Below are 16832 nucleotides of genomic sequence, written 5' to 3'. Positions count from 1 at the left end.
TTCTGGGTTCTAAGGCGGAAGCGGGGCCCGACTGCTCCATACATCTATCTGCCGGAAAAGGGGAGTTCTTATGAAAAACAAGCAAGCACCGCAGAAGCAGGGCGCGGCCATGAAGCCCTTCCTGAAGCTGCTGCACGAAACCAAGCCATCTTATCTGCTGCTGGCGCTGGCCCTTGGCCTCAGCATCATTTCGACCCTCGTCGGTCTGGTCATCCCCATGTTCACGAAGAATCTGGTGGACGGCTTCTCGCTGGCTTCTGTGAGCAAGCTGCAGATTGCCGGCATCGCCGGAGCGTTCATTGCGCAGACCGTGGCCGGCGGAGTCTCCATCTACCTTTTGAATGCCGTCGGGCAAAAGGTGGTAGCCGGGCTGCGTGACAGGCTGTGGCGCAAATTCCTGGTGCTGCCCGTATCCTATTACAATGAGAACCGGACAGGCGAGAGCGTCAGCCGGATGACTAATGATACAGGAATTCTCAAGACACTGATCTCGGAGCATCTGGCCAGTCTGTTCACCGGCCTCATCTCCATTGTCGGCTCTGTCCTGGTGTTGTTCTATCTGAACTGGAAAATGACGCTGGTGCTGTTCACGGTGCTTCCGCTGTCGGCGCTGATTCTGGTGCCGCTGGGACGGCAGATGTACAAGATCTCCAAGGGAACGCAGGACGAGACGGCCTCCTTCACCGCTGTGCTCAGCGGCGTATTGTCCGAGATCCGGCTGGTGAAATCCTCAGGAGCGGAGCAGAAGGAGTATGAAGCCGGACGGCAAGGGATTATGAACCTGCTGGGCTTCGGGATTCGTGAGGGCAAGATCAGCGCCCTGATCAGCCCGCTGATCTCCTTCGTCTTCATGATGCTGCTGGTGGTTATTATCGGCTATGGCGGGATGCTGGTATCCTCAGGGGCGCTCACGGCCGGTGAACTGGTCGCCTTTATTCTGTATCTGATTCAGATTATTATGCCGCTGACACAGCTGACGCAATTCTTCACCCAGCTCCAGAAGGCCAAGGGTGCCTCCGAGCGGATCATTGAGACCCTTGCAGCAGAGGAAGAGATGTATGAAGGCGTGGAAGAGGCTGAGGGCACAGAGGGGCCAATTGCTGTGGAAGACCTCAGCTTCGGATACAAGACGGGAGAGAAGGTACTGAACAAGGTAAGCTTCACTATGCTGCCGGGGCAGGTGACCGCTATTGTCGGCCCAAGCGGCGGCGGTAAAACAACCCTGTTCTCGCTGCTGGAACGCTTCTATGAACCGCAGAGCGGAGTCATCCGTCTGGACGGCAAGCCGGTATCGATGTTCTCCCTGAAATCCTGGCGGAAGCAAATCGGTTATGTCTCACAGGAAAGTCCGCTGCTGGCCGGTACCATTGCCGAGAATCTCGGATACGGGCTGGACCGCGAGATCAGCAAGGAGGAGTTGAAGCGGGCTGCGGCCATGGCCTACGCTGACGGATTCATTGAAGAGCTGCCGGACGGGTACAACACGGATGTCGGTGAGCGTGGGGTGAAGCTGTCCGGCGGACAGCGGCAGCGGATTGCCATCGCCAGAGCGCTGCTGCGCGATCCGAAGATACTCATGCTGGATGAGGCAACCTCAAGCCTCGACAGCCAGTCGGAGGCCGTAGTGCAGAAGGCGCTGGGCAATCTGATGCAGGGCCGGACCACAATTGTAATCGCCCACAGATTAGCTACGGTGGTGAACGCGGATCAGATTATTTTCATGGAAAAGGGCCGGATTACCGGCAAGGGCACGCATGAGGAGCTGCTGAGGGACCATGAGCTGTACCGTGAATTCGCCGAGCAGCAGCTGCAGCTGAACACACCCGAGCTTCTGAGCCAAGGGATAGAGGAGGGGACTACAGACTATGGTCAAAATACTGGTAGTGGACGACGATCCGCATATCCGCGAATTGGTGGGAGTGTTCCTGAGAGCTGAAGGGATGGCGGAGGTGCTGAGCGCTTCTGACGGACTGGAGGCGCTGCGGCTGCTCGAAGAGAGCACGGCGGATATGGCGATCATTGATATTATGATGCCGAATATGGACGGCTGGGAGCTGTGCCGGGAGCTGCGCAAGGAGTATGATTTTCCGATACTAATGCTGACGGCCAAAGGAGAGACCTCGCAGATTGTCAAAGGCTTCGAGCTGGGCACAGACGACTATCTGGTCAAGCCGTTCGAGCCGCCGGTGCTGATCGCCAGGGTCAAGGCACTGCTGAAGCGTTACCAGATTTCCGCCGCCCAGAGTGTTACCGTAGGCAGTCTGCGGATGAACCGCACAACCTACGAAGTGCTGTCGGAGCATGGCGAGTTCACGCTGCCGCTGAAGGAATTCGAGCTGCTCTTCAAGCTGGCCAGTTACCGGGGGCAGACGCTGACCCGCGATCGGCTCATTGAAGAGATTTGGGGCTATGATTATGAAGGCAATGAGCGGACGCTGGATGTACATGTGGGACGTCTGCGTGAGCGGTTTCCGCAGGAGCGATTCGGATTCTCCATTCGTACGATCCGGGGGCTTGGCTACCGGCTGGAGGGATAGGCATGAAGCGCAGAATCATGAAGATATGGGAGAAAATCGGTATAGTTGGACCTATAGCCGGAATGTTGATTATGCTCTATATCTCCTGGAACGGGAGCTATTTCGGATCAAAACTGCTGGTCCGTCATTTCGGCTGGTCCTTCTCTGAATACGGGTATCACTTGTTTGTGATGGCGATGCAGATTATCATCTTTTTCGTCAGCGGGGCGATTATTGCCTTCGCTACACGCGGCAAGGATCAGAATTTCTATAGGCCGATCCTTACGGCCATGCGGCAGATCTCGCAGGGCGATTTCAAGATTGAACTGGAGAACAGCGGCCAGTACCGGCAGTTCGGAGGGATTGTGGAAGGAATTAATGAAATGGCGAGCGAGCTGAGCCGGATGGAGCTGATGCGGCAGGACTTCATCGCAAGCGTCTCCCATGAGATCCAGTCGCCGCTGACCTCGATCCGCGGGTTCGCTGCCGCGCTTCAAGAGGAGAACCTCAGTCCGGATATCCGCAAGCATTATTTGGATATCATTGAAGCGGAGAGCCGCCGTCTGTCCGGCCTGAGTGATAATCTGCTGAAGCTGTCTGTGCTGGAGGCGGAGAGCTTCCCGTTCGAGCGCAAGCCTTATAGGCTGGATAAGCAAGTGCAGGCGATGATCCTGGCCGCAGAGCCGCAGTGGCTTGGCAAGGAGATTGAGGTGGAGGCCGAGCTTCAGGAGACCACCGTGAGCGCGGTACAGGATCTGCTGAGCCAGGTATGGACCAACCTGCTGCATAACAGCATCAAGTTCACCCCGCAGGGCGGACGGATCACCGTCTTTGTGCGCAGCATGGAGGAACGGGTGGAGGTGGAGGTCAGGGACAGCGGGCTCGGCATGACCGAAGAAGAGCTGGAGCGGATCTTCGAACGCTTCTATAAGGCGGATAAGTCCAGAAGCGTCAGCAGTGGAAGCGGAAGCGGGCTCGGCCTCCCGCTCGTGAAGAAGATCGTAGAGCTCCACGAAGGCAGCGTACACGTAACGAGCCGTCCCGGAGAGGGGACGGCCTTCATCGTGCGTTTGCCGCAGCAGAGCAGATGAACCTGCCGTTGATGCGGAGGGTCCGCCCCGGTATCCAGCAGAGGCCGTCCCCCGCCCGGAGATTGGCTATAGCTGCGGGTCCTTCCGCTTCACCCGGGTGTCCCAATAGCATAGCCCTGATCAAATGACCCGTATGCAGTCATTTGTTCAGGGCTATTTGTAGTCTGACGGTGATGGCTCTTATCACAGTCCTCTCCGGATCAGCTCAGCCAGCAGGGGGATGCCGTGCTCCAGCTCGGCCGCAGAGGCATAAGCGTAGGACAGCCTGAGATGCCTAACGTCGCTGCGGTCATACAGATCGCCTGTATTCAGCAGCAGTCCGGCACTTAGTGCTGCGCTGAACAGCTTGCGCGGAGGGACTGCCTGATGGAGAGACAACCAGATATAGAAGCCTCCTGCCGGCACATTCCAGGTTGCCAGTCCGGTGCAATGGAGCTTAAGCAGCTCAAGCATGTGGCTGCGGCGCGCGCGCAGTCTGCCCCGCAGCACCTGCAGGTGCTCCTCATGATAGCCGCCCGTAAGCCAGCTGGCGGCTGCCAGCTGAGACAGGGAGCTTGCGCCGTAATCGCTCTGCATCTTGATGTCGGCCAGCCGCCGGACGACCGGCTCCGGTCCGGCAATCCAGCCGATGCGCAGCCCGGGGCTGACAGCCTTGGACAGGGTACCGAGATGCAGGACCCGCCCCTCATGATCCAGCGCCTTCAGTGGAGGCGGAGGCGGGACGTCCAGCCATAATTCCTGGTAGGCCCCATCCTCCAGAATGGGCAGCCCGAGTCTGCCTGTAACCTCCATCAGCTCCCGGCGGCGTCCGGCATCCATCAAGATCCCTGTAGGATTGTGATAAGAAGGGATGCTGTACAGCATTGCGGCCTTACTGCGGACCGCCTCGGCTGCAAGCTGCTCCGGGATCAGACCGCGCTCATCCATAGGCAGGCCGCTGAATTTCACCCCCGCAGACTGAAAGGCATGAATCGAATACAGATAAGACGGCTTCTCCAGCAGAATAGATGAGCCGCGCGGCAACAGCCCAAGGGCAATGAGCTGAAGCCCCTGAAGGGCGCCGGAGGTAATCAGAATCGAGTCCGGTCCAGCGGTAATGCCGCTCCGGGCCAGTAACCCGCTGACCGCCGCCCGCAGCGCCGGATTACCGAGCGGCTCTTCATAGGAGAGCGGAGGCAGAACACGCTGCGCGAGTCCGGCCAGCACCTCATTCATCGCCGCTCCAGGCAGCAACTCGGGCGCAGGCTCCCCGGTCCCGAGCCGAATCAGACCGGGCACATATTCGAGCCGGTTAATATCCTGCACGGTAGGCAGGTTGGGATAGTGAGTCCCCTCCTCCACATAGTCATTCCAGTTGCCGGAGCGTTGCGGCTCAGAGGGCCCCGCTTCCCCGGCTTCTCCGGACGGTCTGGCGGAACCACCGGAAGCCGGGGGCGTTGAACGCACGCCTGTAACTATCGTTCCGCCGCCGCGTCTGCCTTCGATCAGGCCCAGCGCGGTCAGCTGGCCCAGCGCTGTAACCACCGTACTGCGGTTCACTCCGAACTGGCGGCTGAGCTCCCGCTGCGGGGCCAGACGCATACCGGGAGGCCAGGCCCCTGTGCTGATCTTCGCCATGAAGTAGTCGGAGATCTGGCCGTGAAGCGGCAGCGGAGAAGCCGGGTCCGGCTTCCAGGTGTCCGTCAGGACGGAGCGGGTACCAGCTTGCTGTGATCCAGTAGCTGCGGGCAGGGAATCCTCCGTATGTACGGATGGGCCGGGCGTGTTTATTTCTGTTGTTGTATGGTTGGGCCTTTGTGCATGTGTCAAGAGCAGGCTCCTTCCGGGCGAATTATTGTGCAAAAGCGAAAAAAAGCGAACACACTGTCCCCTCACAGCCGCTACTGACTAACATTATCTCTCATTTCGTTCTCTCTTTCTCGTTCCTTCTTTCTTCCAGTCTACCATGATTCCTCCTCTTTCATTCATCTTGGTTGGTATGTGTCGCAGAACTTGGATGGTTACGGCAGCCACTATGGCAGGGTACGATCATTAGGCTATAACCGGAGGAAGTCTGAGAGGCTTGTTTATCTGGAAGCACCACTAGGAAGATATAAGGGGGAAAAGAAATGGTGCAGGCCATTCTACATGGAATGATCCTGGCCTTCGGGCTGATTCTGCCGCTGGGCGTGCAGAATATATTCGTCTTCAACCAAGGGGCACAGCATCCTAGATTCCGCAGTGTAATGCCTGTCGTACTGACGTCAGCGGTATGCGACACACTGCTTATCGCTGCCGCAGTCGGTGGAGTCTCCTTGGTCATTTTATCGCTGCGCTGGGTCACACCTGTTATATATGGCGCGGGCATTCTGTTTCTCGCCTTCATGGGCTGGAGAATCTGGCGCTCTACTCCGGCGAAGGATGAGTCGGGCCGACTATCAGCGAAGGGACAGATCCTCTATGCGCTGTCTGTGTCCCTCCTGAACCCTCATGCCCTTCTGGATACGGTGGGTGTGATTGGAACCAGCTCGCTGCAATACGAAGGGGCGGTGCGCTGGACCTTCGCGGCGGCGACAGTGGCCGTCTCCTGGCTCTGGTTCCTGGGTCTTGCTGCAGCGGGCCGCCAACTCGGCAGACTGGATGCTTCCGGCAAGGTCATGAGTGGGATGAATACCGTTTCGGCACTGCTGATCTGGGCGATCGCCGTCTACATGGGAGTTCAGTTGTGGGGGCTGTTGTATGGCTAGAGATTTCCCTCAAATTAGTCTTTACTCAATAGATCTGTTAATTCTTTAGAACTGCTTTCTTTTAATTTCAACATTTTTTCGCTATTACTATCTTTAATCAAAAATCCACTTTTGGTTTTAAAATCTAAATAAAGGCTGAATTTCACAACTTCGCTATCCGCGTAAGTAACATTCATTCTATATGTTGGTGGACCCACATCAACAGCCCCGCGTACTTTTTTCACCGTTCTTATAGCATCGTCGAATATTCGAATGCCTTCAATATCAGTGTAAGTAATTTCCGCTGTTTCGGAAATAAGACTGACGCTAACAATCTCAGGATGTGGTCTGCCTAAAATATATATTAAAACAAGTAATAATAATGAAATTGAAATGATGCTGAATTTTCTCATAAACTTCAACTTCCCCCTTACTGAAAAAAGATGGAGACTGATTAATCAGTTCTCCCATAATAAACATAGTTTCAGCCCTTATCCGTAAAGCCCGGCAAGCCGCTTGCCAAACTGTTTCGAATTCTTCACACTTTCGAGATATAGTTGTTTTATTTGACTCTATTCTATTGAATTTTCAAATCTGATCCCCTACTATTACAGATATAAACATATTGTTCTAAATTCTGGGATGTAGGAGGTGATGTTCCTTTGAAGCCTGCAGTCATGATTCGAGACCAGCTTGCAGATTATTTAACCCAGCATGACATGTCCATTAATCAGTTCGCCATTAGATCCGGTATTAATTCCGGAACACTGAGCCGGATCATTAATGGCCATCAGCCCATTGCCATGAGCCATCTGGAGTTAATCACTGCAGGAATGGGGCTTGGCGAGGATTTTTTTTACAGCTTGTATGTAGAGGAATGCTTCTATTATTCGTCACCGACCTGGCGGCGGCTTCGTCCGTTCATTGTGAAATGTGCGGAACTCGGGCGTACAGATTGTATCGAGCTGCTGGTGCAGAACTTGCTGGATAATCTGACGTATGTCCCCATGCTATACGAGGTTGCGGAAGGCTTGTTCCAGCAAGGCCACTTGGCAGCGGCTGCACTACTCTATGAGAATGTAAGCGCCAGCGAGAAATACCAGTATTCCGAACGCTTAGCCACCTGCCAATACCGTCTGTTCCAGATTGCCCTGGGTGATGACCAGAGCACGAACCTGCGTGCTGCTACCCTGTTCGAGAGCTACATCCCGCGGTTAAATGAGGCGGATCAGTTGGATGGGCTGAAAGATTTGTTGGAAGTATACTATTCCTTGCAGCAGTGGCCTAAAGTTAATGAACTCGCAGAGAAGATGCTTGAACTGGCTACACTACGTTATAATCTCCAGCTCCAGTCAAACTTAAATCGAGGCAACATTAAGACTTCTAAAACTCCACTATATCTCTATATTTTGCGATCTCATCTCTTTCTCTCTAGTATTTGCATGGAATACGGGGATTATAAATCTGCTATAGAACTTGTGCCGCGCTATATGGACGGAAGCTGGATAAAGGAAGATGATGAAGAAGCGAGACGGACGTTAGTTCAGTTTAGAGAGTGGGGTACTGCGAATATTTACTTATACCGTATGCTGGACGGACAAATAGAAGTGCTAGACGAGTATGTCGAATATATATCTGCACAAACAGACGAGATATTTACGGCGATTTACAATATTATCCGATGTGCAAATTGGTATGATTGGAATGTTGATCACATTCTGGAGCGCTTCTCTGCCTATATCCCATATCGAACTTATAAATCAGAATTCGGCCAATACAACTCACAGATTATGGCAGACAAACACGCGAGATTTCTTGCTGAATTGGCAAACTATTATTTACATAATAAAAGAAACAGAGGGATTGAATTCTTACTAGAAAGTTTGGAATCTTCATCTATTATAAACAATGAGAGTGTGGCAATCACTTGTGTCAATTTGTTTGAACAATACAGGGATGTTGCCAGTGTAGAAGAGTTGGAAAGATACAAATTTTTAATGAGAGAGGTGTGGAAACCAAATGAAAAAACAATTTATCAAGCTTCTGGTTCTATGTAGCGTATCTGTCGTAATTTTGTCTGCAATTTCAACTAGTGGAATTGTAAAAGATAGCAGCATTCAGTCAATAATTCAAACTAACTCACATGGTATTGGTGGTTAACTGATCCATCAACTAACGTTCCCGTTTATTCCGGGAACGTTTTTTATTTGCTGATTTCTAAAGGGGGATGTATCCAGAACCTAACTGCCGTGTAGATGTACATACATTTATCAAACGGTTGATGTCAATTGTAAGAGGCAGAGCAGACTTACTGTTTCTCGCCATGGTTTTGAAATAATTGTATCTATAACCAATATAGTAGATAATGCAAAGAGACCTATTTTATGCAGTTTTACATAAATATCTATAATGTTGCATAAGGAGGCGGGATTCCCATGCATAGTCCAGCAATCGTTAGAATTCGTATAGAGCAAGCTAGAAGTATGCTTCATAAATTACATATTCAATATGGCGGTTTCAATCATCCGGAGGTCTTGCGGCAATCCGTAGTGCTGGATGAGTTGCTCAATGCCTACGATAATGCCTATCGGATGAACAAGCGGCCGACTGCTTAAGCATTGATCTAGAAAATAACTAAAATTCAAATATAAAATCCAACGGATACGTGTATAAAAAAGGTGGTAAATGCAGTGGAGCATACAGTCAAAATCCGGGACGAGATAGCGGCGTATCTCACAAAACATAAATTGTCTATTAATCAGTTTGCAATTGCCAGCGGAATTCATTCCGGCACACTCAGCCGGGTGATGAAAGGCCAGCAGGCTTTGGCGATGAATCATTTGACCCGTGTGACCAGCGGGATGGGGCTGCCGGAGGATTACTTTTACAGTCAATATGTGGATGAATGTTTATATGATTCGACACCGACTTGGCGGCGTTTACGGCCGTTCCTGCTGCAATGTGCGGCGTTATCGCGTCTGGATTGTATTGAGCGCGTGGCGCAGAATTTACTGGATAATCTGTTGTATGCACCGCTGCTGTTCGAGGTTGCGGAGGAGTTATTTGAGCAGAAGAACTGGCAGGCCGCTGCATTAATCTATGACAATGTGGGAGCCAGCGAGAAATACCAGCATTCCGAACGGTTGGCGCTCTGCCAATATCGGCTCTTCCTGATTAATCTGGGCGATGATCCGCAGGAAAATCTAATCGCTGCTACGTTATTAGAGAATTATGTCAATAAGCTGGATGAAGTCAATCAGTTGGATGCGTTGAAGCAGTTGGCGGATATCTATCTTGCGCTTCAGAAATGGGACAAGGTATCTGAGGTTGTAGAAGAAATGCTCCGAGTGGCCTCTGTCCATTATGACCTTCATGGTGAATCAGGCCGTAGGCATAGAGATCATAAGTTATATAAAAGGCCGCTGTATACATATATATTATATGCTCAGCTTATGAGATCCTGTGTTTATGAAGAGATTGGAGATTACAAAACTGCACTCGATATGATACCTATATATATGGATCATAGCTGGATACGGGAAGATGACGAAGAAGCATGGCGTATTAAGGCTCAATATATAGACTGGGGAACGGCTAATACGTATCTTTACTGCTTAATGGATGGGCAGATTGAGGTTCTTGATGCATATGTCGAATACATCTCAAATCACGAAAATGAAATATTCATGGCGCTGTTCAAGATTGTTCAAATGGCTAATCAGTATAAGTGGGACGTGGATCATGTTTTACAGAGATTTGCGGATTATATTCCGTACCGGAAGATTTACAGTATCTTTGGTGAACATAACAAATTCCTCCATGAAAAAAACTACACCCAATTCTGTAGTGAGCTGGCAACCTATTATCTCACCCGCAAGCGGTACAAAGGCGATGATGTGATTATGCAAAGCGTCGACTTATCCGCCAAATTAGACAGCGAGCAACAAGTGATCCGGGGGACCATATCCGTCGATTTCGAGATTGCGATTACGGATATTCCTAAGTCGGGTTGAGGTATTCAGGAACGGTTTAAACTATAGATTCTCCTTACATGAAGTCTGAGATCCTTCAAGGAATCTCAGACTTCATGCGTTGGACAGCATAGAATTATTATAGATTTCCAAAAATGAGATATTATTGAGACCTTAATGAGAACTTTCCGCAATTCGTTTAGCCTATGATGGATGAATAGGTTTCTGAAGTGTGGGGAGGAATTAACAATGAATTATAAAAGAAGATTATTAGCGAGTGTCGTATTAATAGAAATATTGTTAGTTGGTTGTAGTCGGGTTAGTAACATATCTTCTTCTGATCCAGCCCAGACCGCTAGGCCGTCTGTGACTGAGCCGATCCAAACCGTAAATGCAGGCAACGCTTCAGGAGAGAGGGACAATCCAGAGAAGCAACAAGGTGAACTGTTAAGTTACACTGATGAGCAAAAAAACGAAATCCTTACTGCTGCGAAGAAAGCTGGACTTAGTAAAGTGTACATACCCACAATTGGCTTGGGTGTTGATGACTACCTGCATAGCGTTAAGGCCGAAGAAAATGAAGTTAGTCTCTCGTTCATTCGTGGTTTAATTACGGAGTCCTCCAGAGAGCTTGAACCGTTACATGAAATTGAAACAAGAAGAAAAGTTCAGCTTACTCAAACCATAACAGGAAACTGGATTAAGGAAAAAGGGGACCAGGAGTTTTTGTATTTTGAGGTTGATGGAATTTACTTTAGCATGAAATCTGCCAAGGAAATTGATCCAGAGGCTTATGAAAAGGCGGTTGCTTCAATGACTGTGTTGGAGTAGCTTAACACTTGAACTATGAATCTGCTCTACTTAAGCAGGCCCATGAACTTGTTCATGGGCCTGTTACATTTCTCTATGTGCCATCTACCCGCCAATCTGCGACATGCGGCGGACGGTGGGCGTATGGCTCTGGGCTTTGTGCTCCAGGGCCAAGGCCATTTCATGGTTATGCGGCTTGTTGCCGAGCGCCTGGCGGAACAGGGCCTGCACCGCCGCAGGGTCGCTGATCAGCGGGCGCACATTATATTCGTCCTGCCAGTACAGGCAGGCTTTGATGTTACCATCGGCGGTCAGGCGCAGCCGGTTGCAATTGTCGCAGAAATGCTCGCTGACCGGGTGGATCAGCCCGAAGGTGCCCTTCGCGCCGGTGACACGCCGGTTCTGGGAAGGGCCATTCCCGGAGGGCATGTCGGCCTCCTCGGTGGTCCAGCCGGCTTCCTTGCAGGCCTCTACTACAGTCTCCAGCGGCAGATAGGTCTGCCGCCAGGCATCGCTGGCGCTGCCAATCGGCATGTATTCAATGAAGCGCACATTCAGCGGGCTATTCAGGGTCAAGGCGATGAAATCCTTGATCTCGTCATCGTTAATGCCTTTCATCAGCACGACATTCAGCTTAATCGGGGACAGGCCAGCGGCTTCAGCGGCTTCAATTCCCTTCAGCACCTTGGCAACATCGCCGCCCCGGGTAATCATCGAGAAGCGCTCCGGCCGTAGCGAATCTAGGCTGATGTTCACCCGCGACAGCCCGGCCTGCTTCAGGATAGCCGCTTTGGCTGGCAGCATCAGGCCATTCGTAGTCAAGGATATATCATCAATGCCGGGTATGACGGCGATCATAGAGACCAGCTTCTCCAGATCCTTGCGGACCAGCGGCTCGCCCCCGGTTAGCCGGACCTTCCTCAAGCCGAGGGGGGCCAGCGCCTCCACCACAGCGGCAATTTCCTCGTAACTCATAATCTCGTCCTGCGGCTGGAATTGCATTCCTTCTGCGGGCATACAATAGATACAGCGCAGGTTGCAGCGGTCTGTAACCGAGATACGGAGGTAATCATGTATGCGTCCAAAAGGATCAGTTAGCGGCTCCATAACGTTGCTCCTTCACCTGTTCATTTTAGTTTAAATTTTAAAGAAAGCTTTCCGCTGCGTCAATGCACAAGCGAATAACCTAAAGCATAGGGGGATAGAAGGCCCAAGCAGCATCCTAATTATGACAAAAGTGCGACAATTACCGGGAATGGTCATAGAATGCTCACCGAAAGCGTTTAACATATTCGATATAATTTAGGTGCGGAAGATTCAAACTTTAGATACTTTTACTTTTGCGAAGCACAGCTATGATACCGGAAGACTTGGCGGCAATCTCTAAGGATACCCTGGGCATCCGGCAAACTAAGTAGGGAGGATTTGCAAAATGACTATACCAACTGTTCCATCGCTTGTTGTGCCGGAGGCTTGCAGCCGCTGGCTGGAGAGCCGGGGATTAATATATCAGCTTCTGGTGGACTTCTATGGAAGAAAACCGTCTCTCTCCCTGGTTGCCCAGTGGAGCCGTAACCGTGAGATGAGTGTTGCTGCGGAGATGACCGAAGGCGGCCGTGAGTTGAAGCGTTACCTGTGCAGCCAGGAGCCAGCCATGCTCCCGGCCATCTGCGAGAAAGAAAAGCTCGAATACAAACGTCTGATGAACGAACGAGCCGTAAGCTCCTTCGTAGCCCGTGAAGCGGCCCAACTGGGCCGTGAGGAAGAATTCTGCAACGTGCTGTCGGATGTGTACGCATCGGCGGGCATTGTCTTCAAGAAGTGCAGCGGCGAAGCTGACGACCATATTGCCATTGAGCTGGAATTCATGGCGGTGATGCACGAGCGGATGCTGTACAACAGCTTCTCCATCCGTAGTGCCATGGAGCTTCTGGAGATTCAGGAGAAGTTCCTCGAAGAGCATCTGCTGAAGTGGACTCCACAATTCTGTGAAAGAATGAACGCTGCCACCGACAGCCCGCTCTATCTGGGGCTCAGCCATATGCTGGAGGAATTCCTTCCGCAGGATCTGCACATGCTGCGTGCCTGGAAGGCTTCGCTGGAGAGCAGCGCAGCATCCATGGCGTAATAAGCAACCATACACAATCAACAAGGCGCCCTTCCATCAATCGGAAGGGCGCCTTATTTCTGCTCCGGGGGGTCTTGAACTTAAGCTTTCACTTTATAGGTTGTGATCTGGAGCATCCCCTTCAGGGAGAGTGGCGGAGGAGAAGTTTGGAACTGTAGGAGCGATAGCGTTCGCCTTTAGGTTGGAAATTCTACCGCGAAGAGCGGTTCGGATCAGGAATTTCCAACCTAACAGCGACCGGAAGTCCAAACATTCTCTGCAGTCACGGTCCTGCCTGAAGTGGAGGTTCGCCAGTACACTCCCTATAACTGAAACTGAAGTTCATCCCCTATTTATTCGTAAGTTTTCTTACTCCGAAACTTCATCAGGAACTCATACACCACCGGTACAACGACCAGAGTCAGCAGCGTGGAGCTGACGAGGCCGCCGATGACGGTTACGCCAAGTCCCTTGGAGATGATTCCGGCGCTGTTCTCAAGGCCGGTAACCAGTGGCAACAGAGCCCCAATGGTCGCGAGCGCAGTCATGAGAATCGGGCGAAGACGCGTAGCGCCGGCTTCAAGCAGCGCCTTGCGGGTAGACATCCCCTCTTGCTCCTTATGGATGACGCGGTCAATTAAGACAATCGCATTGGTGACCACTATCCCGATCAGCATCAGTGCGCCCATCAGTGCGGAGACGTTCAAGGTCTCGCCAGCCAGGAGCAGGGCGACAAGTGCGCCGATGACGGTGAACGGCAGGGAGAACAGGATGGCGAACGGTGCCAGACCGCCGCCGAAGGTAACTACGAGCACGAAGTATACAATCGCAATAGCCGCCAGCATGGCGATGCCAAGCTGCCCGAAGGTCTCATTAATCTGCTCGGTGACTCCGCCGAAGGTGATGGTGACGCCGTCCGGGAGATCAAGAGCATCTATTTTATCCTGCACAGCATTGGACGCACTATTAATGTCACTGGAGATAATGTCGGCGGTAACCTCGACTTTCATTTTGCCGTCTTCACGGGTAATGGAATCCGGGGACTGGCCCTGTTCAATGCTTGCTACCTCGCCAATCGGGACGGTAAGGCCCAGCGGCGAAGTGAGCGTGGCGGCCTTCATTTCTTCAATGCTGCTATACGAATCCTTGTCCGTCTCAATGTAGACCTTGTAATTCTTACCGTCCAGCTCTACTTCAGTCAGTACAGGCCGGGTTCCGGCAGGGCTCAGCTTCATCGCAAGCTGTCCGGCTGTAAGACCCAGAGAACTAAGCTTGGCCTGATCCGCCACGATGGTATATTGATCGTAGGCTTCAGAGAGGCTGGTCTTCCCGTCCTTGAAGTTCTTGGTATCTGACTTAACGATCCCGGCAATGTCATCTGCTACCGGTTTGAGCTGCTCCAGCGTATCGCCGTAGATATTGACAGTAAGGGTACTGCCGCCGAGTCCGCCTCCGGCCATACCGGACAGATCGCCCCACACGCCATCCGGCACCTCTTGGCTTAAGCCTTCAATTAACTTCTCCTTCACGGTATCAAAATCAGGGGTATTGCTGTCATACGTGACATAGAACAAGCCTGAATTGCCTGAGCCCATTCCGAACGGGCCGCTGCCGCCGATCGAATATTGCATTTTATCCAGATGCTCCTGCGCCAGAATATATTTCTCCGCCTTCAGGCCCAGTGCCTTCACATCCTCCAGCGTCTGCCCGGCCTTCGGGGAGAAGGTGAGTGTAACATTCTTCTCTTCCTGCGAAGGCAGGAAGCTTACGCCGATCGGCTTGATCAGGAACAGGCTGCCTGCCAGCAGCAGGACAGCAACACCCAAGGTGATCAGCTTATGCGAGAGACACCAGTCCAGGATTCGGACATACCCGCCTGCCAATGCACCGGGCTTGTCTTCGTGGCCCTTTTTCCCCTTCTTGAGTCCGTTACGGAACAGGGTATGGGCCAGCGCAGGCACCAGGGTAATGGCAACCACCAGTGAAGCCAGCAGTGCGAATACCATAGTGAGAGCAAACGGCAGGAACAGCTCACCGACCATCCCGCTGACAAAAGCGAGCGGCAGGAAGACGGCAATCGTCACAATAGTTGAAGACATAATCGGCACAAACATCTCACGGGTAGCCGCGCTGATCAGCTCTCTGCCGCGCAGCTTCTCGCCGGACAATGTAAGCCGCCGGAAGATGTTCTCAATGACGACGATGGAGTCATCGACTACCCGCCCGATGGCCACGGTCATGGCGCCGAGCGTCATCATATTCAGCGTAATATCCATTTGCCGCAGGCATAATACTGCGATCAGCAATGATAATGGAATCGAGATAATAGAAATAATGGTAGAACGGATATTGCGCAGGAACAGCAGGATGATGAGCACGGCGAACAGGGCGCCGAAGGCGGCCTTGGACAGCATCGTGTTCACGGAATCCTCAATCGGCTTGCCTTGATCCAGCAGCACGGTGAGATCCATCGACTTGTATTGCTGCTTCAGTTCTTCGGTCTTGTCCTTGACCCCGTTCACGACATCGACGGTGTTGGCATCATTGGCCTTCACAATCTGAATCCCGATGGATTCCTTGCCGTTGGTGCGGGAGATCGATTCCGATTTACCGACTACTTCAATAGCAGCAAGCTCGCTCAGCTTCACCGTCGGCAGCCCGGTCATGGCACCCGCGCCCGCGCCGGCATTGCCAGCCGCAGCTCCGGCACCGCCTGAAGCTGCACCGCTTGTGGCACCGGCACCCGTACCGCCAGCCGGAGCACCGGCACCGCCTGAAGGTGCACCGCCTGCGGCCCCGGCCCCTGTAACAGCCGCGCCAGCTCCCGCAGCACCAGCCGCAGGAGCAGAAGGAACGAGCGGAATGCGGACATTCTGCAAGTCCTCCACTGTAGTGACGTTGCCGTCAACGACAACAGCCTTCTGTGCTTTGTCCATCTCGAACAATCCGAGCGGCACCCGCAGGGAGGAGGCCTGGATGATACCTTTGATCGTATCCTCGGTCAGTCCGTACTGCTTCAGCTTCTCCTGATTGAACTTAAGGGAGACTTCTTTGACATATTGTCCGGCAATCTGCACAGAGGCGACGCCTTCAATATCCTCCAGCGCCGGGCGGATATCATTCTCGGCAACCCGGGTCAGCTCCTCCAGATCGCCGGAGCTCTCATCCGAGATACTGAGGGAGATGACCGGCAGCGAGCTGAGGCTGAAGCGCGAGATTTGCGGCTTTTGCACATTATCCGGCAGAGCCACCTCGTTCAGCGCCTCACGCACCGCTGCTGTCGCGTTGTCCAGGTTCGTGCCATAGTCGAACTCTATGGTGACGCTGGAGGCGTTCTCCAGTGAGGTGGAAGTCAGCATCTTCACGCCGTCCACATTGCGGAGCTTCTGCTCCAGCGGCTTGCTGACGTCATTCACGACGCCTTCGGGTGCGGCTCCGGGATAAATAGTAGTAATGCTGAGATAAGGGATACTAATGTTAGGCAGGGTCTCCTGCTTCATGGTCATCCCGCTGTAGAGACCGGCGAAGACAATAATGATCGTCAGCAGCCAGACGGCGAATTTGTTGCGGAGAGAGAAATTAATAAGGCTTTTCATCAGTAAAGGGAACCTCCAGTATAAGTATTCTTGATC

General features: G+C 52.3%; 13 protein-coding genes. 9 read left to right on the top strand and 4 right to left on the bottom strand.

Features of this window, described 5'->3' with window-relative positions; all coding sequences use genetic code 11:
• Window positions 1-70 precede the first annotated feature (70 nt).
• Genes NSS83_RS17240 through NSS83_RS17230 form a run of 3 tightly spaced genes read left to right on the top strand, consistent with a single transcriptional unit; the run spans window position 71 to window position 3607 of the window.
• A complete protein-coding gene (locus NSS83_RS17240; protein ID WP_341183571.1) occupies window positions 71-1936 on the top strand; it encodes an ABC transporter ATP-binding protein in 1866 nt (621 codons plus the stop codon).
• Window positions 1866-2537: a response regulator transcription factor gene (locus tag NSS83_RS17235; protein WP_341183572.1), complete on the top strand. Its 672-nt coding sequence runs from the start codon at window positions 1866-1868 to the stop codon at window positions 2535-2537. The genes NSS83_RS17240 and NSS83_RS17235 overlap by 71 nt, the downstream gene beginning before the upstream one ends.
• Window positions 2538-2539: 2 nt before the next feature.
• Window positions 2540-3607: a HAMP domain-containing sensor histidine kinase gene (locus NSS83_RS17230; RefSeq protein ID WP_341183573.1), complete on the top strand. Its 1068-nt coding sequence runs from the start codon at window positions 2540-2542 to the stop codon at window positions 3605-3607.
• Between the two features lie 183 nt (window positions 3608-3790).
• On the opposite strand, the gene NSS83_RS17225 is transcribed toward NSS83_RS17230, so the two are convergent.
• A complete protein-coding gene (locus NSS83_RS17225; RefSeq protein ID WP_341183574.1) occupies window positions 3791-5416 on the bottom strand; it encodes a PLP-dependent aminotransferase family protein in 1626 nt (541 codons plus the stop codon).
• A gap of 299 nt (window positions 5417-5715) precedes the next feature.
• Between NSS83_RS17225 and NSS83_RS17220 the strand changes: the two genes are divergently transcribed.
• The gene (locus tag NSS83_RS17220; protein WP_341183575.1) at window positions 5716-6333 is read left to right on the top strand and encodes a LysE/ArgO family amino acid transporter; all 618 of its coding nucleotides are present in this window, start codon (window positions 5716-5718) and stop codon (window positions 6331-6333) included.
• Window positions 6334-6347: 14 nt separating this feature from the next.
• On the opposite strand, the gene NSS83_RS17215 is transcribed toward NSS83_RS17220, so the two are convergent.
• Window positions 6348-6725, bottom strand: coding sequence for a hypothetical protein (locus tag NSS83_RS17215; protein ID WP_341183576.1), 378 nt, complete (start codon window positions 6723-6725; stop codon window positions 6348-6350).
• 249 nt (window positions 6726-6974) lie between these two features.
• On the opposite strand from NSS83_RS17215, the gene NSS83_RS17210 reads away from it, so the two are divergent.
• The 4 genes from NSS83_RS17210 to NSS83_RS17195 all read left to right on the top strand — a co-directional run bounded on the left by NSS83_RS17210 (window position 6975) and on the right by NSS83_RS17195 (window position 11114).
• A complete protein-coding gene (locus tag NSS83_RS17210) occupies window positions 6975-8369 on the top strand; it encodes a helix-turn-helix transcriptional regulator (RefSeq protein WP_341346125.1) in 1395 nt (464 codons plus the stop codon).
• Between the two features lie 378 nt (window positions 8370-8747).
• Window positions 8748-8927, top strand: coding sequence for an aspartyl-phosphate phosphatase Spo0E family protein (locus NSS83_RS17205; protein ID WP_341346124.1), 180 nt, complete (start codon window positions 8748-8750; stop codon window positions 8925-8927).
• Window positions 8928-9002: 75 nt separating this feature from the next.
• Window positions 9003-10325: a helix-turn-helix transcriptional regulator gene (locus tag NSS83_RS17200; RefSeq protein WP_341346123.1), complete on the top strand. Its 1323-nt coding sequence runs from the start codon at window positions 9003-9005 to the stop codon at window positions 10323-10325.
• 207 nt (window positions 10326-10532) lie between these two features.
• Window positions 10533-11114: a hypothetical protein gene (locus NSS83_RS17195; protein WP_341183579.1), complete on the top strand. Its 582-nt coding sequence runs from the start codon at window positions 10533-10535 to the stop codon at window positions 11112-11114.
• A gap of 84 nt (window positions 11115-11198) precedes the next feature.
• On the opposite strand, the gene moaA is transcribed toward NSS83_RS17195, so the two are convergent.
• On the bottom strand, window positions 11199-12200 hold the full coding sequence (gene moaA, locus NSS83_RS17190) for a GTP 3',8-cyclase MoaA (RefSeq protein WP_341346122.1): 1002 nt from the start codon (window positions 12198-12200) through the stop codon (window positions 11199-11201).
• 325 nt (window positions 12201-12525) lie between these two features.
• Here moaA and NSS83_RS17185 point away from each other — a divergent pair, with 325 nt between their 5' ends.
• A complete protein-coding gene (locus NSS83_RS17185) occupies window positions 12526-13221 on the top strand; it encodes a molecular chaperone TorD family protein (RefSeq protein ID WP_341346121.1) in 696 nt (231 codons plus the stop codon).
• A 332-nt stretch (window positions 13222-13553) separates the two neighbouring features.
• Here NSS83_RS17185 and NSS83_RS17180 read toward each other — a convergent pair whose 3' ends face one another.
• Window positions 13554-16796, bottom strand: coding sequence for an efflux RND transporter permease subunit (locus NSS83_RS17180; RefSeq protein WP_341346120.1), 3243 nt, complete (start codon window positions 16794-16796; stop codon window positions 13554-13556).
• Window positions 16797-16832 lie beyond the last annotated feature (36 nt).

Origin of the sequence: Paenibacillus sp. FSL H3-0469 (assembly GCF_038051945.1) — a bacterium.
Taxonomy (GTDB): Bacteria; Bacillota; Bacilli; order Paenibacillales; family Paenibacillaceae; genus Paenibacillus_AQ.
The sequence above is the reverse complement of the archived record's forward strand: the minus strand, read 5'-3'. Positions and strand labels throughout refer to the sequence as shown.